General features: G+C 70.3%; 23 protein-coding genes. 5 read left to right on the top strand and 18 right to left on the bottom strand.

The features are described 5' to 3' along the window. Position 1 precedes the first annotated feature (1 nt). From EXE46_RS06615 to EXE46_RS06670, 12 genes are all read right to left on the bottom strand, one after another. Positions 2 to 1,000 carry an isocitrate/isopropylmalate family dehydrogenase gene (locus EXE46_RS06615; RefSeq protein WP_137687638.1) on the bottom strand — a complete coding sequence of 333 codons (999 nt, stop codon included), beginning with the start codon at positions 998 to 1,000 and terminating at the stop codon, positions 2 to 4. Then, positions 997 to 1,653, bottom strand: a complete 657-nt coding sequence (leuD, locus tag EXE46_RS06620; RefSeq protein WP_137687639.1) for a 3-isopropylmalate dehydratase small subunit — start codon at positions 1,651 to 1,653, stop codon at positions 997 to 999. Before leuD ends, EXE46_RS06615 begins: the two co-directional genes overlap by 4 nt. After that, positions 1,650 to 3,116: a 3-isopropylmalate dehydratase large subunit gene (leuC, locus tag EXE46_RS06625; protein ID WP_137687640.1), complete on the bottom strand. Its 1,467-nt coding sequence runs from the start codon at positions 3,114 to 3,116 to the stop codon at positions 1,650 to 1,652. Before leuC ends, leuD begins: the two co-directional genes overlap by 4 nt. Before the next feature lie 70 nt (positions 3,117 to 3,186). Next, complete coding sequence (gene ilvC / locus EXE46_RS06630; protein WP_137687641.1) at positions 3,187 to 4,242, bottom strand: ketol-acid reductoisomerase; 1,056 nt, start codon at positions 4,240 to 4,242, stop codon at positions 3,187 to 3,189. Between the two features lie 31 nt (positions 4,243 to 4,273). Beyond that, positions 4,274 to 4,972, bottom strand: a complete 699-nt coding sequence (gene ilvN, locus EXE46_RS06635) for an acetolactate synthase small subunit (protein WP_137687642.1) — start codon at positions 4,970 to 4,972, stop codon at positions 4,274 to 4,276. Next, on the bottom strand, positions 4,969 to 6,783 hold the full coding sequence (ilvB, locus tag EXE46_RS06640) for a biosynthetic-type acetolactate synthase large subunit (RefSeq protein ID WP_137687643.1): 1,815 nt from the start codon (positions 6,781 to 6,783) through the stop codon (positions 4,969 to 4,971). Before ilvB ends, ilvN begins: the two co-directional genes overlap by 4 nt. Positions 6,784 to 7,183: 400 nt before the next feature. Beyond that, entirely contained in the window at positions 7,184 to 8,344 is a 1,161-nt protein-coding gene (locus tag EXE46_RS06645) for a LeuA family protein (protein ID WP_199234124.1), read from the bottom strand. A 364-nt stretch (positions 8,345 to 8,708) separates the two neighbouring features. Next, positions 8,709 to 9,491: an ABC transporter ATP-binding protein gene (locus tag EXE46_RS06650; protein ID WP_137687645.1), complete on the bottom strand. Its 783-nt coding sequence runs from the start codon at positions 9,489 to 9,491 to the stop codon at positions 8,709 to 8,711. Then, positions 9,475 to 10,275, bottom strand: a complete 801-nt coding sequence (locus EXE46_RS06655) for an ABC transporter permease (RefSeq protein ID WP_137687646.1) — start codon at positions 10,273 to 10,275, stop codon at positions 9,475 to 9,477. The genes EXE46_RS06650 and EXE46_RS06655 overlap by 17 nt, the downstream gene beginning before the upstream one ends. Position 10,276: 1 nt before the next feature. Beyond that, positions 10,277 to 11,260 carry an aliphatic sulfonate ABC transporter substrate-binding protein gene (locus tag EXE46_RS06660; RefSeq protein WP_137687647.1) on the bottom strand — a complete coding sequence of 328 codons (984 nt, stop codon included), beginning with the start codon at positions 11,258 to 11,260 and terminating at the stop codon, positions 10,277 to 10,279. 299 nt (positions 11,261 to 11,559) lie between these two features. Continuing rightward, a complete protein-coding gene (locus tag EXE46_RS06665) occupies positions 11,560 to 11,838 on the bottom strand; it encodes a hypothetical protein (RefSeq protein ID WP_137687648.1) in 279 nt (92 codons plus the stop codon). Between the two features lie 73 nt (positions 11,839 to 11,911). Beyond that, positions 11,912 to 12,454 carry a carboxymuconolactone decarboxylase family protein gene (locus EXE46_RS06670; RefSeq protein ID WP_137687649.1) on the bottom strand — a complete coding sequence of 181 codons (543 nt, stop codon included), beginning with the start codon at positions 12,452 to 12,454 and terminating at the stop codon, positions 11,912 to 11,914. A 150-nt stretch (positions 12,455 to 12,604) separates the two neighbouring features. On the opposite strand from EXE46_RS06670, the gene EXE46_RS06675 reads away from it, so the two are divergent. Both EXE46_RS06675 and EXE46_RS06680 read left to right on the top strand, forming a co-directional pair. Next, on the top strand, positions 12,605 to 13,534 hold the full coding sequence (locus EXE46_RS06675; RefSeq protein WP_137687650.1) for a 1,4-dihydroxy-2-naphthoate polyprenyltransferase: 930 nt from the start codon (positions 12,605 to 12,607) through the stop codon (positions 13,532 to 13,534). Next, positions 13,531 to 14,685 carry a mandelate racemase/muconate lactonizing enzyme family protein gene (locus EXE46_RS06680; RefSeq protein WP_137687651.1) on the top strand — a complete coding sequence of 385 codons (1,155 nt, stop codon included), beginning with the start codon at positions 13,531 to 13,533 and terminating at the stop codon, positions 14,683 to 14,685. Before EXE46_RS06675 ends, EXE46_RS06680 begins: the two co-directional genes overlap by 4 nt. A gap of 27 nt (positions 14,686 to 14,712) precedes the next feature. Here EXE46_RS06680 and EXE46_RS06685 read toward each other — a convergent pair whose 3' ends face one another. Next, positions 14,713 to 15,135 (bottom strand): halocyanin domain-containing protein, encoded by a 423-nt coding sequence (locus EXE46_RS06685; protein ID WP_137687652.1) that lies wholly within the window; start codon positions 15,133 to 15,135, stop codon positions 14,713 to 14,715. 123 nt (positions 15,136 to 15,258) lie between these two features. Between EXE46_RS06685 and EXE46_RS06690 the strand changes: the two genes are divergently transcribed. Then, positions 15,259 to 15,720, top strand: a complete 462-nt coding sequence (locus tag EXE46_RS06690; RefSeq protein ID WP_137687653.1) for a DUF5799 family protein — start codon at positions 15,259 to 15,261, stop codon at positions 15,718 to 15,720. Between the two features lie 27 nt (positions 15,721 to 15,747). Here the strand turns inward: EXE46_RS06690 and EXE46_RS17065 are convergent, their stop codons facing one another. Continuing rightward, positions 15,748 to 15,897: a hypothetical protein gene (locus tag EXE46_RS17065; protein WP_199234122.1), complete on the bottom strand. Its 150-nt coding sequence runs from the start codon at positions 15,895 to 15,897 to the stop codon at positions 15,748 to 15,750. A gap of 98 nt (positions 15,898 to 15,995) precedes the next feature. After that, positions 15,996 to 18,209, bottom strand: a complete 2,214-nt coding sequence (locus tag EXE46_RS06695; RefSeq protein ID WP_241981507.1) for a hypothetical protein — start codon at positions 18,207 to 18,209, stop codon at positions 15,996 to 15,998. Between the two features lie 60 nt (positions 18,210 to 18,269). On the opposite strand from EXE46_RS06695, the gene EXE46_RS06700 reads away from it, so the two are divergent. Beyond that, positions 18,270 to 19,328, top strand: a complete 1,059-nt coding sequence (locus EXE46_RS06700; RefSeq protein WP_137687654.1) for a phosphotransferase family protein — start codon at positions 18,270 to 18,272, stop codon at positions 19,326 to 19,328. Between the two features lie 26 nt (positions 19,329 to 19,354). On the opposite strand, the gene EXE46_RS06705 is transcribed toward EXE46_RS06700, so the two are convergent. Continuing rightward, positions 19,355 to 20,152, bottom strand: coding sequence for an aldo/keto reductase (locus EXE46_RS06705; protein WP_137687655.1), 798 nt, complete (start codon positions 20,150 to 20,152; stop codon positions 19,355 to 19,357). A gap of 111 nt (positions 20,153 to 20,263) precedes the next feature. Between EXE46_RS06705 and EXE46_RS06710 the strand changes: the two genes are divergently transcribed. Next, entirely contained in the window at positions 20,264 to 21,175 is a 912-nt protein-coding gene (locus EXE46_RS06710) for a DUF5821 family protein (RefSeq protein WP_137687656.1), read from the top strand. Between the two features lie 36 nt (positions 21,176 to 21,211). On the opposite strand, the gene EXE46_RS06715 is transcribed toward EXE46_RS06710, so the two are convergent. Together EXE46_RS06715 and EXE46_RS06720 are read right to left on the bottom strand one after the other, a co-directional pair. Continuing rightward, complete coding sequence (locus EXE46_RS06715; RefSeq protein ID WP_137687657.1) at positions 21,212 to 22,732, bottom strand: aldehyde dehydrogenase family protein; 1,521 nt, start codon at positions 22,730 to 22,732, stop codon at positions 21,212 to 21,214. A 71-nt stretch (positions 22,733 to 22,803) separates the two neighbouring features. Then, positions 22,804 to 23,637 carry an RIO1 family regulatory kinase/ATPase gene (locus EXE46_RS06720; RefSeq protein ID WP_137687658.1) on the bottom strand — a complete coding sequence of 278 codons (834 nt, stop codon included), beginning with the start codon at positions 23,635 to 23,637 and terminating at the stop codon, positions 22,804 to 22,806. Positions 23,638 to 23,740 lie beyond the last annotated feature (103 nt).

Genomic DNA, 23,740 nt, shown 5'->3' on the forward strand with positions numbered 1-23,740 from the left:
CCTACAGGCGGTCGACGATAGCCGCGGTGACCTCGGCGGTCGTCGCCGAGCCGCCGAGATCACCGGTGCGGGGGCCGTCCGACAGCATGCTCTCCACGGCGTCACGCACTCGCTGTCCCTCGTCGACGTGCCCGAGGTACTCCAACAGCATGGCGGCCGACAGGATCGCCGCCGTCGGGTTCGCGATCCCGTCGCCCGCGATGTCGGGCGCGGTCCCGTGGACCGGCTCGAACAGCGCGTTGTCGTGGCCGACGTTCGCGGAGGGGAGCAGACCGAGCCCGCCGACGAGCCCGGCGGCGAGGTCGGAGAGCACGTCGCCCGCGAGGTTCGGGCAGACGATCACGCCGTACTGCGTCGGGTCGAGCGGGAGCTTCGTCGCGAACGCGTCCATCAGCTCCTCGTCGGCGTCGACGCCGCGTTCGTCGGCGACAGAGAGGACCTCCTCGCGGAACCGGCCGTCCGTCTCGCGCATCACGTTCGCCTTGTGCGCGACGGTGAACCCCTCGTCGGGGTCGCCGGCGGGACCGCGTCCGTCCGCGACGAACTCGCAGGCGTACGCCGCCAGCTCCTGCGAGGCCGACGAGGTGACGACGCGCGTCAGCGTCGAGAGGTCGTCGGAGAGGCGGTCCTCGTGCCCCGAGTACACGCCCTCCGTGTTCTCACGGAGGAACACCACGTCCGTCTCCGGCCGGAGCGCGTCGACGCCGGGGTACGCCTTCGCGGGGCGGACGTTGACGAACGAGTCCACCGCCTCCCGCAGCGGGAGGATGACGTCGGCGGCGGTCTCGCCCGCCGCGCCGAACAGCGTCGCGTCCGCGCCGGCGACGCGCTCGTACGTCTCCGCCGGGAGCGCGTCGCCGGTCGCCTCCTTCGTCGCGTCGCCGGCCTCGGCCTCGACGAACTCGAACGCCGGTCCGAGCGCCTCCAACACCTCGACGGCGGCGGGCACGACCTCGCGGCCGATCCCGTCGCCCTCGATGACGACGACCTCGTGGCTCACGCCTCGTCCTCCGGGATATGCTCGGCGGGGACGTACGGCAGCGATCGGGCGGTCTCGCGGACCGCGCCCGCGTTCGCGCCCATCAGCGCCGTGGTGTCCCAGACGCCCTCGACGAGCGCCTTCCGCTGGGCGTCGTGGACCGTCGCGTCGATCTCGGTGTCGCCGTACGTGACCGTCTCCGCCGCCACGTCGATGTCGACCTCGGCGTCGGGGTTGGCCTCGACGTAGTCCTGCAGCGCCTCGATGTCGGCCTGATCGGCCGTGACCGTGGGGATACCGAGCGCGAGGCAGTTCCCCGCGAAGATCTCCGCGAACGATTCGCCGACGACGGCGTCGATCCCCCACCGCATCAACGCCTGCGGGGCGTGCTCGCGCGACGAGCCGCAGCCGAAGTTGGCGTTGACGACCAGGACGTTGGCGCCCCGGTACTTCTCCTCGTTGAACGGGTGGTCCTTCTCGTTGTCCTCGTCGTCGAACCGCTGGTCGAAAAACGAGAACTGTCCCAACCCGTCGAAGGTGACGACCTTCATGAACCGCGCCGGGATGATCTGGTCGGTGTCGATGTCGTTGCCCCGGACCGGGATTCCGGTGCCGGAGACCTCGGTGACCTTCTCCGCCGGCGCCTCGCCGGCGCTGAACTCGGGAGAGCTCATACGGTCGCCACCTCCTCCATCTCGCGGACGTCGGTGACCTCGCCGGTCACCGCCGCGGCTGCGACCATGATCGGACTCATCAGCACGGTGCGCCCGTCCTTCGAGCCCTGCCGGCCGACGAAGTTCCGGTTCGACGAGGAGGCGCTCGCCTCGTCGCCCTCCAGCTGATCGTCGTTCATGCCGAGACACATCGAACAGCCGGGCTCGCGCCAGTCGAAGCCGGCCTCCTTGAACACCTCGTCGAGTCCCTCGGCCTCGGCGGCGTCGCGGACGCGCTGGCTGCCGGGGACGACCATCGCGCGCACGTCGTCGTCGACCTCGCGGCCCTCGACGAACGCCGCGGCCTCGCGGAGGTCCTTCAGCCGCGCGTTGGTACACGAGCCGAGGAACGCCACGTCGATGTCGTACCCCTCCATCGTGTCGCCGGGCTCGACGCGCATGTGCTTCTGCGCGCGCCGCGCCGTGTCGCGGTCCTCCTCCGGGAGATCGTCGGGGTCCGGGATGGGTTCGGTGATGCCGGCCGTCTGTCCGGGCGTCGTCCCCCACGTCACGGTCGGCTCGATCGCCGAGCCGTCGACGGTGACCACGTCGTCGTACTCGGCGTCGTCGTCGGTGGCGATCGACTCCCAGTAGGGTTTCAGCCGCTCGAACTTCTCGGGGTCGTCGCCGGACTCCGTCCGGCTGCCAGAGGCGCTTTGCGCCTCGCTGTCTTCGAAGGCGTCGGTCCCCTTCAGCCACTCGTAGGTCGTCTCGTCGGGGTTGACGTACCCCGCGCGGGCGCCGCCCTCGATCGACATGTTACAGATGGACATCCGTCCCTCCATCCCGAGGTCCTCGATCGCTTCGCCGGCGTATTCGTACACGTAGCCGACGCCGCCGTCGGTGCCGAGCTTCCCGATGATCGTCAGGATGACGTCCTTCGCGGTGACGCCCTCGCCAAGCTCGCCCGTGACCTCGATCTTGCGGACCTTCTGTTTCTCCATCGCGACGCAGCCCGTCGCCAGCACGTCGCGGATCTGCGAGGTGCCGATGCCGAACGCCAGCGCGCCGAACGCGCCGTGCGTCGACGTGTGCGAATCGCCGCAGACGATCGTCATTCCCGGCTGGGTGAGCCCCTGCTCCGGGCCGATGACGTGGACGATCCCCTGATCGCCGGAGTCCGGATCGGAGAAGTCGATCCCCGAGCCGCGGACGTTCTCCTCTAGCTCCGCCATCATGTTCTCTGCGGCGTCGTCGCGGTAGGGGCGGTCGCGGTTGCCGGTCGGCACGATGTGGTCGACCGTCGCGTGCGTGCGCTCCGGGAACGCGACTCCCTGCTCCCGCTCTTTCAGCATGCCGAACGCCTGCGGGCTGGTGACCTCGTGGACGAGGTGGAGCCCGACGAACAGCTGGTCCTGTCCGGTGGGCAGCGCCGTCACTTTGTGGCGGTCCCACACCTTGTCGTACAGCGTTCCCTCGCTCATCGGGACTCACCCGCTGACGGTACCGTCCGCGCGGTCTCACGGCCCCGGTTCGCGTCGCCGCGTCCGCCCATCACGCGGTCACCTCGGCGCTCTCCTCCTCCTCTTCGCCCGACTCCTCCCACGCGAACAGCCCGCGCAGCTCGTCGCCGACGGCCTCGATCTCGTGGTTCTTCTCGGCGTTCCGGAGCTGGGTGTACGAGGGGCGTCCCGCCTGGTTCTCCGCGATCCACTCGCGGGCGAACTGCCCGTTCTGGACCTTCTCCAGCACCTCCTCCATGTTCTCGCGGGCGTGCTCGTCGACGACGACGTCGCCCTGCGTGAGCCCGCCGTACTCGGCGGTGTCGGAGACGGAGTCCCACATCTCGCCGAGCCCGCCCTCGTACATCAGGTCGACGATGAGCTTCAGCTCGTTGAGACACTCGAAGTACGCCATCTCGGGGGAGTAGCCCGCGTCGACGAGCGTCTCGTACCCCTGTTTGACGAGCGACGTGACGCCGCCACAGAGGACGGCCTGCTCGCCGAACAGGTCGGTCTCGGTCTCCTCGCGGAACGACGTCTCGACGACGCCGGCGCGGGTACAGCCGATCGCGGCCGCGTACGCCAGCCCCTCGTCGTGGGCGTCGCCGGTCGCGTCCTGGTACACCGCCAGCAGGCCGGGCGTCCCCTGGTCGTTCTCGTAGTTGCGGCGGACGAGGTGGCCCGGCGACTTCGGGGCGACCATCGTCACGTCGACGTCCTCGGGCGGCTGGATCTGGTTGTAGTGGATGTTGAACCCGTGCGCGAACTGGAGCGTGTCGCCCGCATCTAGGTTCGGTTCGATCGCGTTCTCGTACACGTCCGGCTGGACCGTGTCGGGAACGAGGACGCTCACCACGTCGGCCTCGGCGACCGCCTCCGCGGGCGTCTCGACGCGGAGCCCGTCGCTCTCGGCGGCGGCCCGCGAGGAGCTGCTCTCGCGGAGGCCGACGATCACGTCGACCCCGCTGTCGGCGAGGTTCTGTGCGTGCGCGTGGCCCTGCGAGCCGTAGCCGAGGACGGCCACCGTCTTGTGAGCGATGGCCTCCTCGTCCGCGTCGTCGTCGTAGTATACTGTCGAATCGAACGTCTGGGTGTCGTCTTCGGTCATGTGTATCGTGTGGGTTCGCGTGTGTGTCGCGTCAGTCGTCGTGCGTCGTCGGTTCGCCGGCCGTTCCGGGTTTCTCTCCGGGCGCCGTCGGGGTGTCGCCGCGCGCGAGGGCGGTCGGCCCGGTCCGCGCGATCTCGACGATGCCGAACCGCTCGAAGGCGCCGATCGCGTTGTCGATGCTCGCCTTGTCGCCGGTGAGCTCGACGGTGATCGTCTCCGGGCCGGCGTCGACCGTCCGGCCGTCGTACATCTCGGAGACGGCGTGAACCGCGGCGGGGTCGTCGGCCTCGACCTTCAGCAGGACGAGCTCCGACGTGTTCGCGTCGCCGGCGACCTCGCCGACCGAGATGACCGGCTTCAGCTTCGCCATCTGCTTTTCTATCTGGTCGATACCGGGGTCGGTCTCCTCGACGACCATCGTGATCCGCGAGTGGCCGTCGACCGTCGTCGGCCCGACGGTGAGGCTCTCGATGTTGAACTGGCGGCGGGAGACGAGTCCGGAGACGCGCGCGAGCACGCCCGGCTCGTCCTCGACGAGCGCGGAGATGACCGCGCGCCGCGACTCGTGTTCGGCCTCGAGGACGGGATCGATCCGGATCCCTTCGAGGTTCCGTCGCCCCTCCGGATGCTCGCGCTCGTCCGGACCGGGCTGTTCGCCCGGGAGCGGCCGGGAGTCGGCCTCCGGCGTCGTGCGCGAGTCGCCGTCGGCATCGGCGGCGTCGCCGCTCATAGCTGGTCCTCCGCGGCCGCGAACTTCCCGTTCGCGCCGCCGCTCGGCACCATCGGCAGGACGTTCTCCTCGGGGTCGACGTGGAAGTCGATCACGGCCGGCCCCTCGTAGTCGAGCGCTTCCTCGACCGCGGGCGCGACCTCGTCGTAGTCGTCCACGCGGAGGCCGAGCGCGCCGAACGCCTCCGCGAGCTTGTCGAACTCGGGCATCCACGTGTAGTCGGACGCCATGTGGCGCCCCTCGTAGAAGGCGTCCTGCCACTGCCGCACCATGCCGATGTACTCGTTGTTCAGCACGGCGATGGTGACGTCCAGCTCCTCGCGGACCGCGACCGACAGCTCCTGCATCGTCATCAGGAAGGAGCCGTCGCCGTCGAAACACACCACGTCGCGGTCCTCCTCGCCCATCGTGTCCGCGGCGACGCGCGCGCCGACCGCGGCGGGCACGCCGTACCCCATCGTGCCGAGGCCGTGCGAGGAGACCCACGTCCGCGGCTCCGAGTACGTCCAGAACTGGGAGGCCCACATCTGGTGTTGCCCGACGCCGGTCGTGACGATGGTGTCGTCGTCGGTCGCCTCGTCGAACGCCTCGACGACGAACTGCGGCTTCAGCGGCTCGTCGTCGGGCGTCGCGTACGTGAGCGGATACGTCTCTTTCCACTCCGCGCAGCGCTCGCGCCACGCCTCCGTACTCGGCGCCTCGCGGACCGCCACGGTCAGCTGGTCTAACACGCGTCCGGCGTCGCCGATGAGCGGATAGTCGGCGTGGACGTTCTTGCTGATCTCCGCGGGGTCGATGTCGACGTGGATCACCTCGGCCTCGGGCGCGAACGTGTCGATCCCGCCCGTGAGCCGGTCGTCGAAGCGGGTGCCGACCGCGATCAGGCAGTCGGTGTGGGTGATCGCGAGGTTCGCGTAGCCGGTTCCGTGCATCCCCGCCCACGAGAGCGAGAGCTCGTCGTCCTCGGGGAACGAGCCGATGCCCGGCATCGTCGTCGTGACGGGGATATCGAAGCTCCGGGCGAACGTCCGCGCCTCGTCGCTCGCGTCGGCCTTGATCACGCCGCCTCCGAACAGGCAGACGGGGCGCTCGGCCGACTCGATGGCGCGTGCGGCCTCCTCGACCGCGTCCGCGTCGGCGTTCGGGTCGGGATCGGTTCCCGCCGGCGGCGTCGCCGGACCGGGCGTCCGGTCGGTCTCGTCCTGCGTCACGTCTTTCGGGAGGTCGACGAGCGTCGGCCCGGGACGCCCGGCCCGCGACAGCTCGAACGCCTCGCCGACGGTGTCGCCGACGGTGTCCGCGCCGCCCGCGAAGTAGTTGTGCTTCGTGATGGGGCGGGTGACGCCGACCGTGTCGGTCTCCTGGAACGCGTCGTTGCCGACGAACTCCGTCGGGACCTGTCCCGTCAACGCCAGCATCGCGTCCGAGTCCATGTCGGCGTCGGCGATGCCGGTGACGAGGTTCGTCGCGCCCGGGCCGGAGGTGGCCATACAGAGGCCCGGCTCGCCCGCGACGACGCCGTACGCGTCGGCGGCGTGGGCGGCGCCCTGCTCGTGGGCCATCGTCACGTGCCGGATCGAGGAGTCGTACAGGGCGTCGTAGACGGGCATTATCGCGCCGCCCTGAACGCCGAAGGCGGTCTTCGCGCCCGCGGCCTCGAGGGCGGCGACGACCGACTCGGCGCCGGTCGAGACGGGCCCGGCGGCCTGTTCGTGGTCCGGGTCGGTCGGTTCGTCTGTCGCGGCCGCGTCGGCCGAGGCGTCGTCCGACTCGTCCGCGTCGGATCGCGGCTGTGCTGCTGTGTCGCTCATTGTCGTGGTGGTGTGCGGTGTGGCATCTGGCGGGTTGTCGTGTCGGTCGCTGCGAACGCGGGACGGGTCGAATTCTCGTCTCGGGTACAGGTCTCCGCGGGTCGGAGACGCCCCCGTCGCCGGCGTTCGGCGGTGCGTCGCGTCGGTGAGGAAAGGGTAGTGTAGGGGGTTATACCCCTACAATGATCGGCGCGACGGCTCCGGGAGCGCTCGCGAGCTCCGCGACCGTGGTGCGCCGTCGCATCTCGCTCGGAGCAACGCGGTCGGGGTATAAATTCCTGTCGGGGAACGGGACGCGCCTCGACCCGACGGACGCCGGCCGTTCGGGGACGGCGCCCGGACCGCTCTCTCGACCGCCCTCGCGGTCGCTCGGAGGGCGCTCCGGTCGGCGAGGGAGTCATCAGACCCGGACCTCCTCCTCGCGCGTGACGTCCGCCTCCTCGGCGAACCGCTCGACGTCGCCCGCGGTCACCTGCCGCTTGCCGGCGCCGTACTCCTTGACCCGCTTGGTTATCTTCCGGACCTCGGAGTCGGTCGGGTCGAAGCCGGCCTCCACTAGGTGCTTACGCACGCTGTGGGTGCCGGTGTGTTTGCCCAGCACGAACTCGCGCTCGGCGCCCACCATCTCCGGGGTCATCACGCCGGTCTCGAACGTGTCGGCGTTCTCGATGACACCGGCGGCGTGGATGCCCGACTCGTGGGCGAACGCGTTCCGCCCGGTGACGGGCTTGTTCGCCGGCACCGGGATGTCCGACGCCTCCTCGACGATCCGGGCCAGCTTGGTGATCTGAGTCGTGTCGATGCCGGTGTCGACGCCGTACACCGACTCGACCGCCATCACGACCTCCTCGTAGGCGGCGTTGCCGGCGCGCTCGCCGATCCCGTTGACCGACACCTGCGCCTGCTCCGCGCCGTTCTCGAAGCCCATTATCGCGTTGGCCGCTGCCATGCCGAAGTCGTCGTGGGTGTGGACGTCGACGCGGGCGTCGGTCGCCTCGACCACGGCGTTCACCGTCTCGCCGAAGCTGGTCGGCATCCCGACGCCGCAGGTGTCGGGGATGTTGATCCAGTCGGTGCCGGCCTCGGAGACGGCCTCGACGATGTCGATCAGGTACTCCGGGTCCGTCCGGGTGGCGTCCATCGGCGAGAACATGCACTCGACGCCGGCGTCTTTTACCTGTTTGACGGCGTCGACCGCGCGCCCCATCGCCTCCTCGCGGGTCGCGTGCATCGAATCCTCCAGCTGAACGTCGCTGGTGGAGACGAACACGTGGACCATCTCGACGCCGGAGTCGATGGCGGCGTCGATGTCGCCCTCGACGACCCGCGCCAGCCCGCAGACGGTGGTGTCCGTCGCGGCGGCGATGTCGCTGACGGCCTCGAACTCGGCGTCCGAGTTGACCGGGAACCCCGCCTCGATGACGTGGGTGTTCATGTCGTCCAGCGTCGCCGCTATGCGGCGTTTCTCGTCGTAGCTGAACGAAGTCCGTGGTGACTGTTCTCCGTCTCGCAGGGTCGTGTCGAAGATCCTGACAGGACCTATATCGACGTTAGAAGCTATTGTGCCCTGGAAGAACTCGATCCGCCGGGGTGTCCGACGAAGCCTCCGTGATGTCTGTCATCGACTCACAGCAAGACGGTCGAACACTTAACAGTTTGGACGATCGCAAAATCGGGGCGGACCGGCAGTTCGGACGCGACCGACCGGTGCTCGAAGAATCACACGACTGCGGTGGTGTCTATACACCTTAAGGAGGTTATACGCACACCGATGATCCGGCGGGTATGCTGATTCGGAAGTGGGTTAATAAGTAGATTCGACGTTCGTTTCGTTCGGATCCGGGCCGGCGCGCGGTGCGTGCCAGCCACCCGCGCCGGGGGTCGCGGACGCTGCTACCGACCGAGAACGCTACCGACCGAGAACGCTACCGACCGAGCGCCGTCGTCACCTCGCGTCGGAGCGCGACCAGTTCGGGGTCCGCCCGCTCGCGGGGCCGGTCGATGTCGACGTCGACCACCGACGCCACCGATCCCGGCTGGCCGCCGAGGACGACCACGCGGTCCGCGAGGTAGACGGCCTCCTCGACGTCGTGGGTGACGAGGACGACGGTGGTGTCCCGCGCCTCCCACACGTCGAGCAGGTGATCCTGCTGGTCCGCCTTCGTCAACCGGTCGAGCGCCGAGAACGGCTCGTCGAGCAGCAGGACCGAGGGGTCGTACGCCAGCCCGCGAGCGAGCGCGACGCGCTGGGCCATCCCCCCGGAGAGCTCGTCGGGGTGGCTCTCGGCGAACCCGTCGAGCCCGATCGTCTCGATCAGGTCGTCGACGCGGTCGCGGGCCGCCGGGCTCTGCGGGTCGACGTCGGCCGGGAGCCCGACGGCGACGTTCTCTCGCACGTCCGCCCAGTCGAGCAGCCGCGGCTCCTGGAACACCATCCCGACGGCGTCGCTTCCCCCGTCGCGGACGTCCGTCCCGTCGACGGCGACGCGCCCGTCGAACTCCGCTTCGAGCCCGGAGAGCACGCGCAACAGCGTGGACTTCCCGCAGCCGGAGGGGCCGACGACCGCGACGAACTCGCCGTCCGCGACCGCGAGGTCGACGCCGTCGAGCGCGACGGTGTCGTCGTACCGCTTCCGGAGGCCGTCGACCGCGAGGACGGGGTCCGCCGATTCGGTCGGCGTCGCGGGACCATCAGCGTCCGACGACACGGTCTCTCACCTCCTTCACCGCGACGTCCGAACAGTTCCCGAGGAAGGCGAAAAGCAGGATCGAGCCGACGATGATGTCCGGCCGGGCGAGGGTCCGCCCGTCGCTGAGGAGGAACCCGATCCCCTGGCTCGCCGCGATCAGCTCGGCCGCGACGACGAACATCCACGCCAGCCCGACGCCGCCGCGGATTCCCACGAGCAAGTCCGGGAGCGCGGCCGGGAACACGACCCGGCGCAGCGATTCGATGCGCCCGAGGTCGTACACCTCGGCGACCTCCAGCAGCTCCTCGTCGACGGCCGCGATCCCCGTCGAGAGGTTGAGGTACACCGGGAAGAACGCGCCGACGGCGATGAGCAGCACCTTCGCGGTCTCGCCGATGCCGAACCAGAGGAGGAACAGCGGCACCCACGCCAGCGACGGGATGTTCTTCAGGCTCTGGAGCAGCGGGTCGAGCAGGTCGCTCGCCGTCCGCGAGAGCCCGGTGGCGGTCCCGAAGACGACACCGACCGCGATCCCGAGCCCCGCGCCGAGGACGACGCGCTGGAGCGTGATGGCGACGTGGCCCCACAGCTCGCCGGACGCGGCCAGCCCGTAGAGCGTCTCGGCGACGCGCAGCGGGGTCGGAAGCTGGTACGCCGCGATGACGCCGGTCGCGACGACGACGTGCCAGACGACGACGAGGGCCGCCGGGACAACGAGTCCGAGCAGCGGTCGGAAACGGTCGATCGAGGGGGCCGCCACCGGCCCGATCGTCCGGGTCTCCGTCCCTGCGTCGGTCGCCATCTCAGACGACCTCCCCCGCGAACTCGGCGTCGATCAGCTCGTCGACGTGTCCGGCGGGGTCGGCGTCGTCGGTGACGAGCCCCTCGCGTTCGAGGATCGGCGAGAGGTCGGTGAGCAGCTCCCGGTGCGGCTCGCCCGGGATCGGCTGCGAGAGGTCGTTCCGTTGGGTGAACACGCGCTCCGCGACCGGCCCCGACATCTCGGAGGCGTCCGCGAGGATCCCCGCCGTCGCCTCGGGGTTCTCGACGGCCCACTGGCGGCCGCGCTCGTAGGCTTCGATCACGCGGCGGGCGTCCTCGGTGTGGTCCGCGAGGAAGCCGTCGAGGAAGTTCAGGAACCCGTAGGTGTTGTACCGGGGCTCGCGGAAGAACAGCTCCGCTCCGTCGTGTTCGAGCTCCAGCTCCGCCATGTGGGGGTCGAGCCCCGCCCACGCGTCGACGTCGCCGCGGACCAGCGCGGACTGCCCCTCCGGGTGCTGGAGGTTGATCACCTCGACGTCCTCCTCGCCCAGCCCGGCGTCGTCGAGCGCCTGAAGCAGGAAGAAGTACGGGTCGGTCCCGCGGGTGGCGGCGACCCGCTGCCCCTCCAAGTCCGCGACCGACTCGATGCCGGTCTCTTCGAAGGTAACGAGCGCGGTCCACTCGGGTTCGGAGTAGATGTACGGCGTCGTGATCGGTACGCCGTTCGTGCGGGCCATCAGCGCCGCGATGCCAGCGGTCGAGGAGACGTCGGCCTCGCCGCTCTGCGCGTACTCGTTCGCCTGATTGCTCCCGAGGCTCAGCACCCACTCGACGTCGGTGCCGGTGTCCGCGAACGCTTCTTCGAGCCAGCCTTTCTCGCGTAACACGAGGCTGACCGGGTTGTAGTACGCGTAATCCACCGTCACCGTCTCGAGTCCGTCGCCGCCTCCGCCCCCGACGCACCCGGCGACGAGCGAGCCGCCGATCGCCGCGCCGGTACCGCGCAGGAACTGTCTTCGCTTCATCGTGACTCCGCCTACCGGTCCCACTCATAAGGTGATATGGCTATGGAGAATATTCAACTACGGCCATGATGCTTTGTAGTTATTTAATTTCGGTAGTGTAACTGGATCACACGGAGTGAGACCGGCGGGACGCGGCCCCTGACGGCCGATCGAGCGCTCTCGATCCGATCCGGTTCACCGGGGAAGGCGTTCGGGTCGCGTTCCGTATACCGGATCATGCTGCTGGTTGTCCGGCGCGACTCCCACGTCGAGGCCGGAGTCGGGTCGGACCGCGGGCTCTCGGTGGTCCGAGTCCGCGGCTACATCCCCATGTCCGCCGCGGCGTCCGGCACCGGAAGGTCGGGGACGTCGACGCCGAGCAGCTCCGCGGCGTGGTCGAGCGCCATGTCGAACCCGTAGTACCGTTCGAGTTCGTCGCCCTCGGGGCCGGTACGGACTTTCAGCATCGCGTACCCCTCGGCGTTCTGCGCGACGGTCGCCTCGCGGCCGTCCCGCGAGAAGGTGAGCAGGCGCTCGCCGTCGGTCTCTTCGTAGCGCGCCGCGACCCCGTTCGCCGACGCGGTCTCGGTGTCGGTCATACGCGTCGTACGGGCCGCCCCCTGTCGAACCTGTCGGTCGTCGGGGCGAGTCGGCGGGCGGTCGACCGCCCCGCTACCGCGGGTCCCAGCCGTGGAACTCGGTCCCCGACTCCAGTTCGAGATCGAACGCGTCGATCATCCCGCCGAGCGCGTCGTACCCCTCGGCCGCCGCGGCGATGCCGACGATCGTTTCGTCGTCGTACAGCGCCGAGATCTCGTCGTGTGCGACCGCGTCGACCTCGCCGCGGACGACCGCGAGCGCGTACTCGATCAGGGTCGTCTCGTCGTCGCCGAAGGGGGCGGTGTCGCCGCGTCCGAGCGCCGCGATCTCGTCGTCGTCGACCCCGACGCCGCGGGCGATGTTGACGTGCTGGTGCCACTCGTAGCGGTTGGTGACCTCGCTCGCGACCGCCAGAATGACGAGCTCGCGCTCCCGATCGGTGAGGCCGCTATCGGTCCACAGCGAGCCGAGGAACGACCGGAGCCCCGCCAGCACCTCCGGGTTGTTGCCGATCGACTGGTACACGTGGAGCGGTTTCCCCTGAAGCGACGACTCCAGGAGGTCCTCGTACTCGTCCGGCACGTCCGCCGCCTCGGCGTAGGGAACGCGGGCCATGGCGAGCGGTCGCGCCGGCGCGGCATAGATGTACGCCACTCGGTATCGTTCGCCGCGATCGGTGTCCCGACAGACCGGACGGGAACCGCGCGTCGTCGCCGACGATCCGCGATGGCAACCTTAAGGGACGCCACGCACCAACTGGAGGCAATGAGTACCGAGGTGACCCGCCGGCGGGCGTGGGTGATCGCCGCCCGCCCCCAGACGCTCCCGGCCGCGGCCGCGCCGGTGATCGTCGGCGTCGGACTGGCGCTCGCCGACGGCGTGTTCGCACCGCTGCCCGCGCTCGCGGCGCTCGTCGGTGCGGCGCTGATCCAAGTCGGCACGAACTTCGCGAACGACTACTACGACGCGATTCAGGGCGCCGACACCGACGACCGCGAGGGGTTCACCCGGGTCGTCGCCAGCGGCCTCATCGAGCCCGCCGAGGTGAAGCGAGCCATGTGGCTCACCTTCGCGGCCGCGATCCTGGTGGGAACCTACCTCGTCGCCGTCGGCGGCGTTCCGATCCTCGTCGTCGGCCTCGCCTCCGTCGCGGCCGGGATCGCCTACACCGGCGGCCCGTACCCCCTCGGCTACCACGGGCTCGGCGACCTCTTCGTGTTCGCCTTCTTCGGCGTGATCGCCGTGACGGGGACCTACTACGTCCAGGCCGCCGCGCTCCTCTCCGGGTGGTTCCCGTTGGGCGTCCCCGACGGGACCGTCACGCTCGCGGCGGTCGTCGCGAGCCTCCCGATCGCCGCGCTCTCGACGAACATCCTCGTCGTCAACAACCTCCGCGACCGCGAGGAGGACGCCTCGACCGGCAAGCGCACGCTCGCCGTCCGGTTCGGCTACCGGTTCGCGCGCGCCGAGTACCTCGCGATGCTCGCCCTCGCGTACCTCGCCCCGCTCTGGTTCGTCGCCCGCGGCGGCGGGATCGCGGCGCTGCTCCCGCTCGTCACCCTCCCGCTGGCCGCCGCCGTCGCCCGGACCGTCTTGACCGAGACGTCGGGCGAGGCGCTCAACCCCGCGCTCGAATCGACCGGCAAACTCCTCGCGGCGTACGCCGTCGCGTTCGCCGTCGGGCTGGCGGCGTGACCGACGAGGACCCTCGCGGCGGCGGTTCGGTCCGCGCGGTGCGACACCGATCGTTCGCCCTCGAGCTGGTCCGCCCGCTCGGCACCGCGCGCGGCGACATCGGCCGCCGAGAGGGGTTCCTGATTGCGGTGGACCGCGAGAGCGACGGGGCCGGCGCGGTCGGCCTCGGCGAGGCGACGCCGCTCCCGGGGTGGACGGAGTCGCACGAGGCCTGCGCGACGGCGCTGGAGGGGCTCCCCGAGCGGAGCCGACCAGAGTCGCTCCGAGAGGCGTTGGACGCCGGCTCGACGCCGGCCGCGCGGCACGGGGTCGCCCTCGCGCTCGCCGACGCCGCCGCCCGCGACGACGGGGAGCGCCTCGCGGATCGGCTTGCCGGCGGCGTCGGCGAGGCGAGACGAGCCGTCGACGCGACTCCCGCGGCGTCGGTCCCGGTCAACGCGACCGTCGGGGACGGCGACCCGGACGAGACCGCCGCCGAGGCGAGGCGAGCCGTCGACGAGGGGTTCGGCTGCCTGAAGCTGAAGGTCGGCGCGCGCGGCGTCGACGCCGACGTCGAGCGCGTCCGCGCGGTCCGCGAGGCGGTCGGGGACGCCGCCGCGCTCCGCGCCGACGCGAACGGCGCGTGGGACCGAGAGACGGCGCGGCGCGCGCTCGACGCGCTGGCCCCGTTCGACCTCGCGTACGTCGAGCAGCCGCTCCCGGCGGGCGACCTCGACGGGCTGGCGGCCATCCGCCGAGGCGACGGGAGCGAGGACACCGACGGCGCCGGCGACGAGGTCCCGGTCGCCGTCGACGAGTCGGTCGCGGCGCACGGGATCGGCGCGGTGTTGGACGCGGGCGCCGCCGACGCGGTGGTCCTCAAACCCATGGCGCTCGGCGGGCCCGACCGGGCGCTGGCGGCCGCGCTGCGGGCGCGGTCGGCCGGCGTCGAGCCGGTCGTTACGACCACGATCGACGCGGTCGTCGCGCGGACGGCCGCCGTCCACGTCGCGGCCGCGATCCCCGACGTGGCCCCCTGCGGGCTGGCCACCGGATCGCTGCTCGCCGAGGACCTCGCGCCCGACCCCTGTCCGGTCGCCGACGGGCGGATAGCGGTCCCGTCCGGCCCGGGACTCGCGGGCGGCGCGTTCGACGAGCTGCGTCGGTCGTGAACGGTCGGCGGGTTTGCTGTCGAGAGGTCACTCGTCGCCGGCGGGACCGACCGCCACCGTGCCCCGCATCCCGCGGGTCTGATGCGGCGTACAGACGTATTCGCGCGTCCCGGGCGCCTCGAAGGTGCGCTCGAAGGTGTGGCCCGACCCGGCGACGAGGTCGGAGGCGAACGAGCCGTCGACGGCGTACACGTTGTGGCCGCCCCCGTACCCGGTCCACTCCCAGACGACGGTCGTCCCGGCGTCGATCCGGACGTGTGCCGGCGCGAACGAGAATCCGCCGTCCGCGCCGACGGCGACGGTGACGGTCGCCTCGCCCGTGCGGTCGACCCGTTCCTCGGCCGACGTTTCCCCGTCGCCGCCCGGGAACGCCGCGCCGGTACAGCCGGCGAGCGCGGCGACGGTCGCGCTCCCGGAGGCGAGGAGGGCGCGACGGCTGCTGTCGGTCATGACTGGAGGGAGGCCGGCGGTCGTCTAAACCCCTCCGTGTCGGCTTGGCGGGGAGACCACTCGGAAGCGACCGCCTCGCCGCGGGGGGACGGACTTTTCACCGCGACCGTCGAACGGAGGCGTATGAGCGAGTGGACCGACGCCATCGTCGGGGAGCGGATGACCGTCGACAACCAGTTCAACGAGCGCGTCGCGGCGTCGCGCTTCTCCAGCCAAGAGTGGGGACTGATCATGACGGCGACCGAGTTCGAGATCGAGAACGCCGACGACGCCGAGGCAGCGCGCGTCGTCGCGGACACGTCGAGCCTCCCCGCGATCATGCCCGAACTGGAGAACCTCCGGTCGCAGATGGGGGCGATGGGCGGCGCTCCCGGGGGCGGTGCCGGCGACTCCGGCGGATCGGGCGGCGGTCTCGTCGATTCGATTAAGGGCGCGCTCGGCCTCGGCGGGGACGGCGGCGGCGGCCCCTCCGACGAGGAACTGGAGGCCGCAGAGCGGCTCGTCCAAGAGTACGCCGACGAGCTACAGGCCCACCTAGAGGAGGTCGGGAAGTGGGACCAGGTCCGCGTCGCGTACCAGGAGTAGCGAAGCGGCGCCGCGGAGGCGACCGGGTTACTCCAGATCGCTACCGCGGAACAGCGTCAGTTCCTCGGCCTCGTAGATGTTGATGAGTTCGGTGACGATCTCGTCGTACTCCTCGTCGTCGACCCGGAGCGCGTCGAGCCGTTCGACCGTCTCCTCGTCGAGGTGGATCTGGGGCATACGCCGCGGTTCGTCATCCGGGGAATAAAAAATGTCGACGAGTGTCGTCGGCGACAGCGTCATCGAAGCGGACTCGGTTCTCGGCTCTCAGCGTAACGTCAGTTGTGGTACTCAGACCTGCCGCGGAGTTCGGTCGATTCGTCGGCATCGGCTTCGTCGGTCGCGAGCGCCTTCCGGGCCGATTCTTCAACCTCTTCGACCGTAAGATCGACATTCGGCGGTACGAACCGACCGTTGAGGAACAGCGTAGTGTCGGGTTCGGTCGACCAATCGGCCATCACTTCGGAAGAGATGGTCGGTCGGTCCGTTGGGTCGCGTCCGACGAGCCGGGTCTTATCGTCGAAGCAGTCGTAAACGATCTGATACTCCGTCCCGAGCCACGAAGCCGGTGAAAGCACCATTCGCCAGGTGACCCGGTGTTGCGACTCCGAGACCGACTCAGCGAAGACGAGCCTCGGCGTCGGAGGATTCGGAGGCATCACGTTGGCCGAGCAGTTCCCCGCGAAGCGGACCGGAGGGTGACTGGGAAGCCGTAGCACTGCGAGGGTCGTGTCGAGCGGGAGGCCTTCCGCGGCGAGCAGTTCGATCGCCGTTCGAATCTGATCCGCTGGGATGTGACCGTCAATCACCGCGGCACCGGTGCCGCCGCGGCGGACCGCGTCGACAGCGACGGCGGGACGTGGGCTTCGCTCGAAGATGCTAACGGCCGGAGCCGGTCGTCCGTCTGCCGTCGGGTAACGAGGGAGATCGTGCGCGACCGGTGAACCTTCGTCGAAAGGAAGATCAGTGTACAGCAGGTCGACCGACGAGTCCGACAACACGTCCGCGACGGTGTCTGCGGTCGGCGTTCCGAGAATCGAGAGCGACCCGACGCCGACGGGAGGCGACGGCCTCGTGAGCGCCTCGCGCAGTCGCTTCGCTCGCTCCTCGGATCGGATGAGGAGGGTAACATTCGCTTCTCCGGCGTTCGGGGGCGTCCGCCGAAGCTCGTGTTCGTACGCCGCGGGTAGCGCCGCAGCGGTCCACTCCGGTATCGGATCCGGGGTGGGTACCGAGCCGCCTTCGTGGGAGGAAAGCAATTGATTGCGGGTCGGCCGGTCCGCCGTCGTGATCCCGACCGGATCCCCCGAGCGAATCCCCTCGGCGGAGCCACGGACTCGAACCGGCGCGAGCACGCGGGCGAGGTGCGGCAGGAGTTCCGCCCCTTCGGGGCCGGGGCGGAGTACAGCTTCCATCGCCCAATCGGGAGCATACGGCTCGACGATCCCCGGGTCGACCTCCAGAAATTCCATCAGCCGTTCGCTCAGCGAGAGACCGTCTAGGTTCGGCGGGTAAAACGGCAGTTGCGGGCCGACTTGTTCGTACTCTTCCCTGTCGGAGATCAGGTACCCGTCGGTCCGAACGAGCGTGTCGAGGAAGAACCACGTCCGCAGCAGCTCTAGAGCTCGTTCTTCGAGTTCGCGACCGTCTGTGGGAAGCCGCTCCGTGTAGCCGGTGTCGAGTCGGACGGCCGGTACCTCCCCCACCGTCATCGGCGCACCGAGGTAGTAGGCAAGCGTCGAGAGCCGGTACACGTCGGCGTAGGTCGGTCGGACGACGACCTCGACGCCCGTATCGGGGACGGTCAACGGGCTCGGGATATCGAGCGACTCCCCTCGGCGAATGCGGGGCGGGTACCCTCGTAGCGTTGGCCAAGAGCGCTCCGCGGAAAACTCTCTGATGGATGATCCTAGCATCGACACCGCCTCTGCGAGGGATTCCGGGTCGTCCGGGACGGTAATTGTCGCCTCCGGACGGGTATGGAGCGAGCGGGCACCGAGGGAGACGGTCGCCGGACGATCAAGCGATAGTTCGACCGACTGGGGTCCCACAACTCCGCTGACCGACAGCTCCGCGTCTTCGATCCTAACGGTCGACTTCATTGGGCCCGTGATCTCGATACAGTACGATCCCAGTGGGAACTCCGTCGAGTCATTCGGGCGCTCGATGAACTCGCCCTCGCCATCGCGCACGACGATCGACGTGTACTCCGGGACAATGAGTGACTTCGCCTCGAAACTGACGGCGTTGTCGACCGGAGAGGGGAACAGCGCCGGGAGCGCCGGTGAGAGCTCCGGTTCGCGGTCGACGCGGAACTCCATCTGCTCGCTCTCGATCACGTCGCGGACGCCGAGCGTCGTCCCGTCGACCCCGAACTCTATACGTCCATCAGTTGACTCATCGTTCACTGAACCGTTCTGGTTCGCCAACACGTATGAAGTTGACGCCAATCGCCATAGTTCGGAACGCTGAATCGTGCTGGCTGTCGTCACGAGACACGAGAGAGCGTCCCTGACAATAATCTTAACATCGATCGAACCGGACGTGAACGCATGGACGGCGCCGAATCGGAGCCGATCAAGCGCGCCCTCGACGCGGCGTTTCCGGACCGAACAGTCGATCGACTGACCGGCGTCGGCCCCTCCTGGAACGGCGCCAACGAGACGGTCGGCGTGGTCTTCGCCGACGGTGACCGGGCGTTCCTCAAGATCGCGCTCGCGGACGAGAGCCATCGGCTCCGCCGTGAGCGCGCCGTGCTTCGGTACGTTCGAGCGCACGGCCCGCTGTCGGTCCCCGAGGTCCTCGCGGCCGACCCCGGGGGTGACCCCTCGTACCTCGCGACGGCGCCGGCGCCGGGTCGCGGTCTCCTCGGAGCCTACGAGGCGGCGAGCGACGGGGTGCGCGAACGCCTGCTCCGACGCGTCGGGAGCGCACTCGCCGCGCTCCACGCCGATCGCTTCGAGAGCCACGGGGAGATTGTCGGCGCCGGAACCGTGACCGGAACGGCCGTAGCGGGGGGCACTACGGCCGGCGGCGAGGGGGCGCCGACCGGGCTCTCGATCGAGTCCGCACCGTGGTCGGACGTGCTGCTCGCGACGATCGAGCGGACCCGGGAGATCGGCACCTCCGAGCGGCTCGCGGACCACTACGACGCCGTGATCGACTGCGTTCGAGACAACCGAGGGCTGCTCGACGACGCGCCGGCGGCGCTGCTTCACGGCGACGTCACCAAGCCGAACCTCTTCGTGACGACCGCGGAAGGGGCTCCGGCGGCGGCAGCTTCCGGCGAGGCCGGGGTCGCGGCGATCGACTGGGAGCTCTCCCACGTCGGCGACCCGGCGCGGGACCTCGTCCGCGCGGAGGACCAGCTGCTCAACAGCTTCGACTCGACCGGGCCGGAGCGGTTCGCCGCGGCGCTCCGGGCCGGCTACCGCGATCGCGCCGGCGGGCTCCCGGAGGGGTTCGAGCGCCGCCGCCCGGTGTACGAGGTCGTTAGAATGCTCGGGCGCTCGGGGTTCGTCGATCAGTGGACGACGTACCTCGACGAGCCGATCGACTCGCTCGTCGAGCGCGCCGACGCGGAGCTACGGGCGCGGCTCGACGCGGTCTGACCGCCAGACGCGGGGCGGGTCGCTCGTCAGCGGTTCCACGCCGCGTCGTCGGGGTCGATCTGGCGCTCTCCGGGGTCGAGCGAGTCGATCGCGTCGAGGTCGGCGTCGGGGAGGTCGAGGTCGACCGCGCGCAGGTTCTCGCGGACGTGGTCGCCGCGCGCCTTCGGGATGGGCACGACGCCGCGGTCGAGCGCCCACGTGAGCGCGACGACCGCTGGCGAGCAGTCGTTTCGGTCGGCGATCTCGTCGATCGCCGGATCGTCGAGAATCTCGCCGCGGCCGAGCGGCGAGTAGCCGACGAGCCGGTGGTCGAACTCGGCGGCGAGGGCGCGCAGTTCCGGCTGTCGGAACCGCGGGTGACACTCCACCTGATGGGCCGCGATCGGCGCGTCGAGTATCTCTCGGGCCTCCCGCAGCAGGTCGGGGGTGAAGTTCGAGACGCCGACGTGGTCGGTCACCCCGGCGTCGCGGAGGTCGTCGAAGGCGGGCAGCGTCGTCTCGGGATCGTACGCTCGGATCGGCCAGTGGACGTACAGGAGGTCGACGCGGTCGAGTCCGAGTCGGTCGAGACTCTCGCGGGCGGTCTCGCGTACGTCCTCGGGCGCGAGGTTCTCGGGGTGGACCTTCGTGGCGACGACCACGTCGTCGCGGTCGACGTCGCTCGCGGCGATCCCCTCGCCGACGGCGGCCTCGTTGTCGTACATCTGCGCGGTGTCGACGTGGCGGTAGCCCGCGTCCAGCGCCGCGGCGACGGTGTCGGTACAGGTCGTGGGGTCGTCGAGCCCGGAGGTACCGAGCCCGATCGACAGGTCCAGCGGTGGCACGGACGCCGGTTTCGGCCGCGGGGGCAAAAAGGCGCGCGAGCCGGCACGCAGCGATCCGGCGACACCGTGCGTCCCCCCACGCTTACTCCGTCGCGTCCGTAGGGTCGCTCGATGGCGACCGGCCCCGCGCTCCCCTTGGCCCCGGAACCGATCCCGCTGGGCGCGCTCTCCGATCCGATCCTCGTCGACCCCGCGCCGCGGCTGCTCGGGGCGGTCGTCGAGGCGTACCGCGAGGCCGCCCCTGAGTTCGTCGCCCCGAGCGTCGCCGATCTGGCGGGAGCGGCGGACGGAGACCGCGGTCCGGACCCCTCGGGCCTCCCGACGCTGAGGGTGCTCGCGGGCGAGCGAGCGAGCGACGCCGCGACGGCCGGCTTCCGGGCGGCGAGCCGGCTCGCGGCGCTGCTCGACGCCGACCTCGTCGACCTCCGGACCCTCGACGTGCCGCAGCCGAACCCGGTGCTGGCCGGCGAGGAGACGGGATTCGCGCTGATCGAAGGGGTTGACGGCGGCGAGGGCGAACGCGACGGTGCGAGACCGACGAGGCGGTGGCACCGCGTCGGCGCCGACGCCTCGCTCCGCGAGCGGTACGCCTCGACGTTCGCGGACGCCGAGCGGTACCGGCTCCGGACGCCCAGTCGGCGACGAGCGTACGAGGGGTTCGCGGCGCGGTGCGACGAGGCGGTCGCCGCCGCGGTGCTCCGCGCGCTCGACGCCGAGGTCGACGCCGATTCGCCCGGCGTCGGTCCCGAGCCCGAAGCGACGCGGGTCCGCGCCTACGCGGTCGGCGCCCGCGAGGGCGTCTCCGACCACGCGCTCCGCCGGGCCTGTGAGGACGCGGGACTCGGCAGCCCGTCGACGTTCACGCGGATAAAGCGACTCCTCCGCGAGGCCGACCTGATCGAGACGGTGTCCGAGCCGCAGCCGGTCGGTCGGCCGCGGGAGCGGCTCGCGGCTCGCGGCGCGCTCGAATCAGCCGAGACGCCGGCGGAGACGGTCGCGGCAGTTCGCGGCGTGACGGAGTGAAACGCGCCGGAGCGTCCGGGGCCTCGGGACCGATCTTCAGTCGTCCTTCGTCTTGATGTCCGCGGAGAGCCCCTGCGCCATCTCGATCTCCGTGGAGTTGTTCAGGGTCCACGCGGTGCGGTCGGTGACGGCCTCGATCGCCTCGCGGGCGGAGGGGTAGCCGTTGCCGGACTTCTTCACGCCGCCGAACGGGAGCTGGACCTCCGCGCCGATACACGGGAGGTTCCCGTACGCGAGCCCCACCTCGGCGCGGTCGCGGTAGTAGTTGATCTGGCGGTAGTCCTCGGAGATGACCGCACCGGCGAGGCCGTACGCGGTGTCGTTCTGGATCTCGACCGCGCGCTCGATGTCACCGTCGTACTCCAAGAGCGCGACGTGAGGGCCGAACACCTCCTCGTGGGTACACCGGAGGTCGGCGTCCGGGTCCGCCTCGTAGACGAACGGGCCGACCCAGTGACCGTCCTCGTGGCCGTCCGGGATCTCCTCGGCGTCGAGCTCGGTCCGGTCGACGAGGACGTTCACGCCCTCCTCGCGCGCGAGCTCGTTGTACTCGGTGACCTTCTCGACGTGCTCCGGTTCGATGAGCGGCCCCATGAACGTGTCCTCGTCCAGCGGGTCGCCGACCGCGACCGACTCCGCGACCTCGACGAACCGCTCTTTGAACTCGTCGTACACGTCGGTGTGGACGATCAGGCGCTCCGAGGAGACGCAGCGCTGCCCGGTCGTCTTGAACGAGGACATCACCGCGGAGTGGACCGCGATGTCGAGGTCCGCCTTCTCCGTGACCACGATCGCGTTCTTCCCGCCCATCTCGCAGGCCGCACGCTTGCCGGGGACGCCGCCGAGCTTGTCCTGGATGTGGTGACCGACCTCGGCAGAGCCGGTGAAAAGCACCGTCGAGACGTCGTCGTTCTCGACGATCGCGTTGCCGGCGTCGCCGAACCCCTGAACCATGTTGAACACGCCGTCGGGGATGCCGGCGTCGTCGAACATCTCCGCGACGATCTGCGCGCACCACGGGGTCTGCTCGGCGGGCTTGAACACGACGGGGTTCCCCTCGACCAGCGCGATGGCCATGTGCCAGTAGGGGATCGCGACCGGGAAGTTCCACGGCGTGATACAGCCGGTGACGCCGCGGGGCTTCCGGCGCATGTACGCGTCCTTCGAGGGGATCTCGGAGGGGACGATGTCGCCCTTCGGGTGTCGGGCGTCGCCCGCGGCCCACTCGACCATGTGCGCGGCCTCGACCACGTCGGCTTTCCCTTCCGATATCTCCTTGCCGCACTCCTTCGAGACGACCTCCCCGAGCTCGTCCGTGCGCTCGCGGAGCTCGTGATACACGTCCCAGAGGTACTCCGCGCGCTGGACCCGCGAGAGCTCGCGCCACTCCTCGAACGCCGCGGACGCGGCGTCGACCGCGCGGTCGACGTCGTCGGGCGTCGCGCGCCGGAACTCGCCGAGGGACTCGCCGGTCGCGGGGTTCTCGCTCTCGAACGTCTCGGAGCCGTCGCCGTCGACCCACTCGCCGTCGATGTAGTGCTGGTAGGGCTGCGCCATGGACGCAATATTTGCGGGTCTCGGTAAAAAGTCACCTCTCCGTCGGCGCCGAGCCCGCCGACGGGCCGCGACTATTCCCCGCGCGGCTCGCCGTCGGACCGGCGCCCGCCGTCGGCGCGCTTCTCGAGCTCGCCGGTCAGCTCCGCGGCGTCGAAGTCGTGGTCCGGCCGGATCGCGACGAAGTCGAGGAACCGACGCGCCGCGAGGAGCTCCTCGGTCGAGTAGGCCGTGAGCGCGGCGTCGACGGCGTCGGCCGCGCCGATCAGCGGCTCCAGGGCCGCGAGCGCGCTCGCGAGGTCGTAGGCGTGGGCCGCCTCGCGGCCGTCCTCGCTCACGCGGGTCGCGTCGATGACGTACAGCTCGCCGTCGGCGACGAGAACGTTCTCGGCCCGGAGGTCGCCGTGGGCGAGCCCCGCGTCGTGAACCGTCCGCAGGGTCGCGAACAGGTCGGGCGCGAAGCCGGCGACCGTCTCGGCGTCGAGTTCGCCGAGGGTCCGGAACTCGGGGAGGTACTCCAACACGAGGACGCCGAGGTCGCCGACCTCGAACGCCTCGATCGGCTCGGGCGCGTTGACGCCGAGCTCGCGGACCCGACGGGTCGCCTCCAGCTCGTGGCGCGCCATCTCGTACGGGGTCTCGTGGCGCTCGAAGAAGCCCTCGGTCCCGGCCGAGAACGCGCCGAGGTTCCGCCCCGTAGTGAACAGCGCGTGAACGAGCGTGTTCTGCCGGGTGATCACCTTCACGAAGAGGTCGTCGTCCACGACCATCGGCGTCGACAGCCAGTTGTCGGCGTCGAGGAACCGCACGCCGACCTCGTCGCGGTCGTACCGGTCCGCCAGCTCGCGGACGACCCGCTCGACGTCGGGCCAGTCGACGCGACCGCGGACGAGGTCGCGGAACTCCATACCGGCGGGACGCGGCGACGCCTGATAAGTCGTCGGCTCGCGGCCGCCGCCGCCGAGGACACGTCTGTCACGGTCGTTCGCATCGTTTATGCCCGCGGGTCGC

It is taken from the genome of Halorubrum sp. GN11_10-6_MGM, from assembly GCF_005435165.1.
Taxonomy (GTDB): Archaea; Halobacteriota; Halobacteria; order Halobacteriales; family Haloferacaceae; genus Halorubrum.

What these genes read in the sequence shown, in the direction of transcription:
- leuD (WP_137687639.1), bottom strand. Translation starts at nt 1,653, where the DNA reads ATGAGCTCTCCCGAGTTCAGCGCCGGCGAGGCGCCGGCGGAGAAGGTC.
- leuC (WP_137687640.1), bottom strand. Translation starts at nt 3,116, where the DNA reads ATGAGCGAGGGAACGCTGTACGACAAGGTGTGGGACCGCCACAAAGTG.
- ilvC (WP_137687641.1), bottom strand. Translation starts at nt 4,242, where the DNA reads ATGACCGAAGACGACACCCAGACGTTCGATTCGACAGTATACTACGAC.
- ilvN (WP_137687642.1), bottom strand. Translation starts at nt 4,972, where the DNA reads ATGAGCGGCGACGCCGCCGATGCCGACGGCGACTCGCGCACGACGCCG.
- ilvB (WP_137687643.1), bottom strand. Translation starts at nt 6,783, where the DNA reads ATGAGCGACACAGCAGCACAGCCGCGATCCGACGCGGACGAGTCGGAC.
- EXE46_RS06655 (WP_137687646.1), bottom strand. Translation starts at nt 10,275, where the DNA reads ATGGCGACCGACGCAGGGACGGAGACCCGGACGATCGGGCCGGTGGCG.
- EXE46_RS06660 (WP_137687647.1), bottom strand. Translation starts at nt 11,260, where the DNA reads ATGAAGCGAAGACAGTTCCTGCGCGGTACCGGCGCGGCGATCGGCGGC.
- EXE46_RS06665 (WP_137687648.1), bottom strand. Translation starts at nt 11,838, where the DNA reads ATGACCGACACCGAGACCGCGTCGGCGAACGGGGTCGCGGCGCGCTAC.
- EXE46_RS06670 (WP_137687649.1), bottom strand. Translation starts at nt 12,454, where the DNA reads ATGGCCCGCGTTCCCTACGCCGAGGCGGCGGACGTGCCGGACGAGTAC.
- EXE46_RS06675 (WP_137687650.1), top strand. Translation starts at nt 12,605, where the DNA reads ATGAGTACCGAGGTGACCCGCCGGCGGGCGTGGGTGATCGCCGCCCGC.
- EXE46_RS06685 (WP_137687652.1), bottom strand. Translation starts at nt 15,135, where the DNA reads ATGACCGACAGCAGCCGTCGCGCCCTCCTCGCCTCCGGGAGCGCGACC.
- EXE46_RS06690 (WP_137687653.1), top strand. Translation starts at nt 15,259, where the DNA reads ATGAGCGAGTGGACCGACGCCATCGTCGGGGAGCGGATGACCGTCGAC.
- EXE46_RS17065 (WP_199234122.1), bottom strand. Translation starts at nt 15,897, where the DNA reads ATGCCCCAGATCCACCTCGACGAGGAGACGGTCGAACGGCTCGACGCG.
- EXE46_RS06700 (WP_137687654.1), top strand. Translation starts at nt 18,270, where the DNA reads ATGGACGGCGCCGAATCGGAGCCGATCAAGCGCGCCCTCGACGCGGCG.
- EXE46_RS06710 (WP_137687656.1), top strand. Translation starts at nt 20,264, where the DNA reads ATGGCGACCGGCCCCGCGCTCCCCTTGGCCCCGGAACCGATCCCGCTG.
- EXE46_RS06715 (WP_137687657.1), bottom strand. Translation starts at nt 22,732, where the DNA reads ATGGCGCAGCCCTACCAGCACTACATCGACGGCGAGTGGGTCGACGGC.
- EXE46_RS06720 (WP_137687658.1), bottom strand. Translation starts at nt 23,637, where the DNA reads ATGGAGTTCCGCGACCTCGTCCGCGGTCGCGTCGACTGGCCCGACGTC.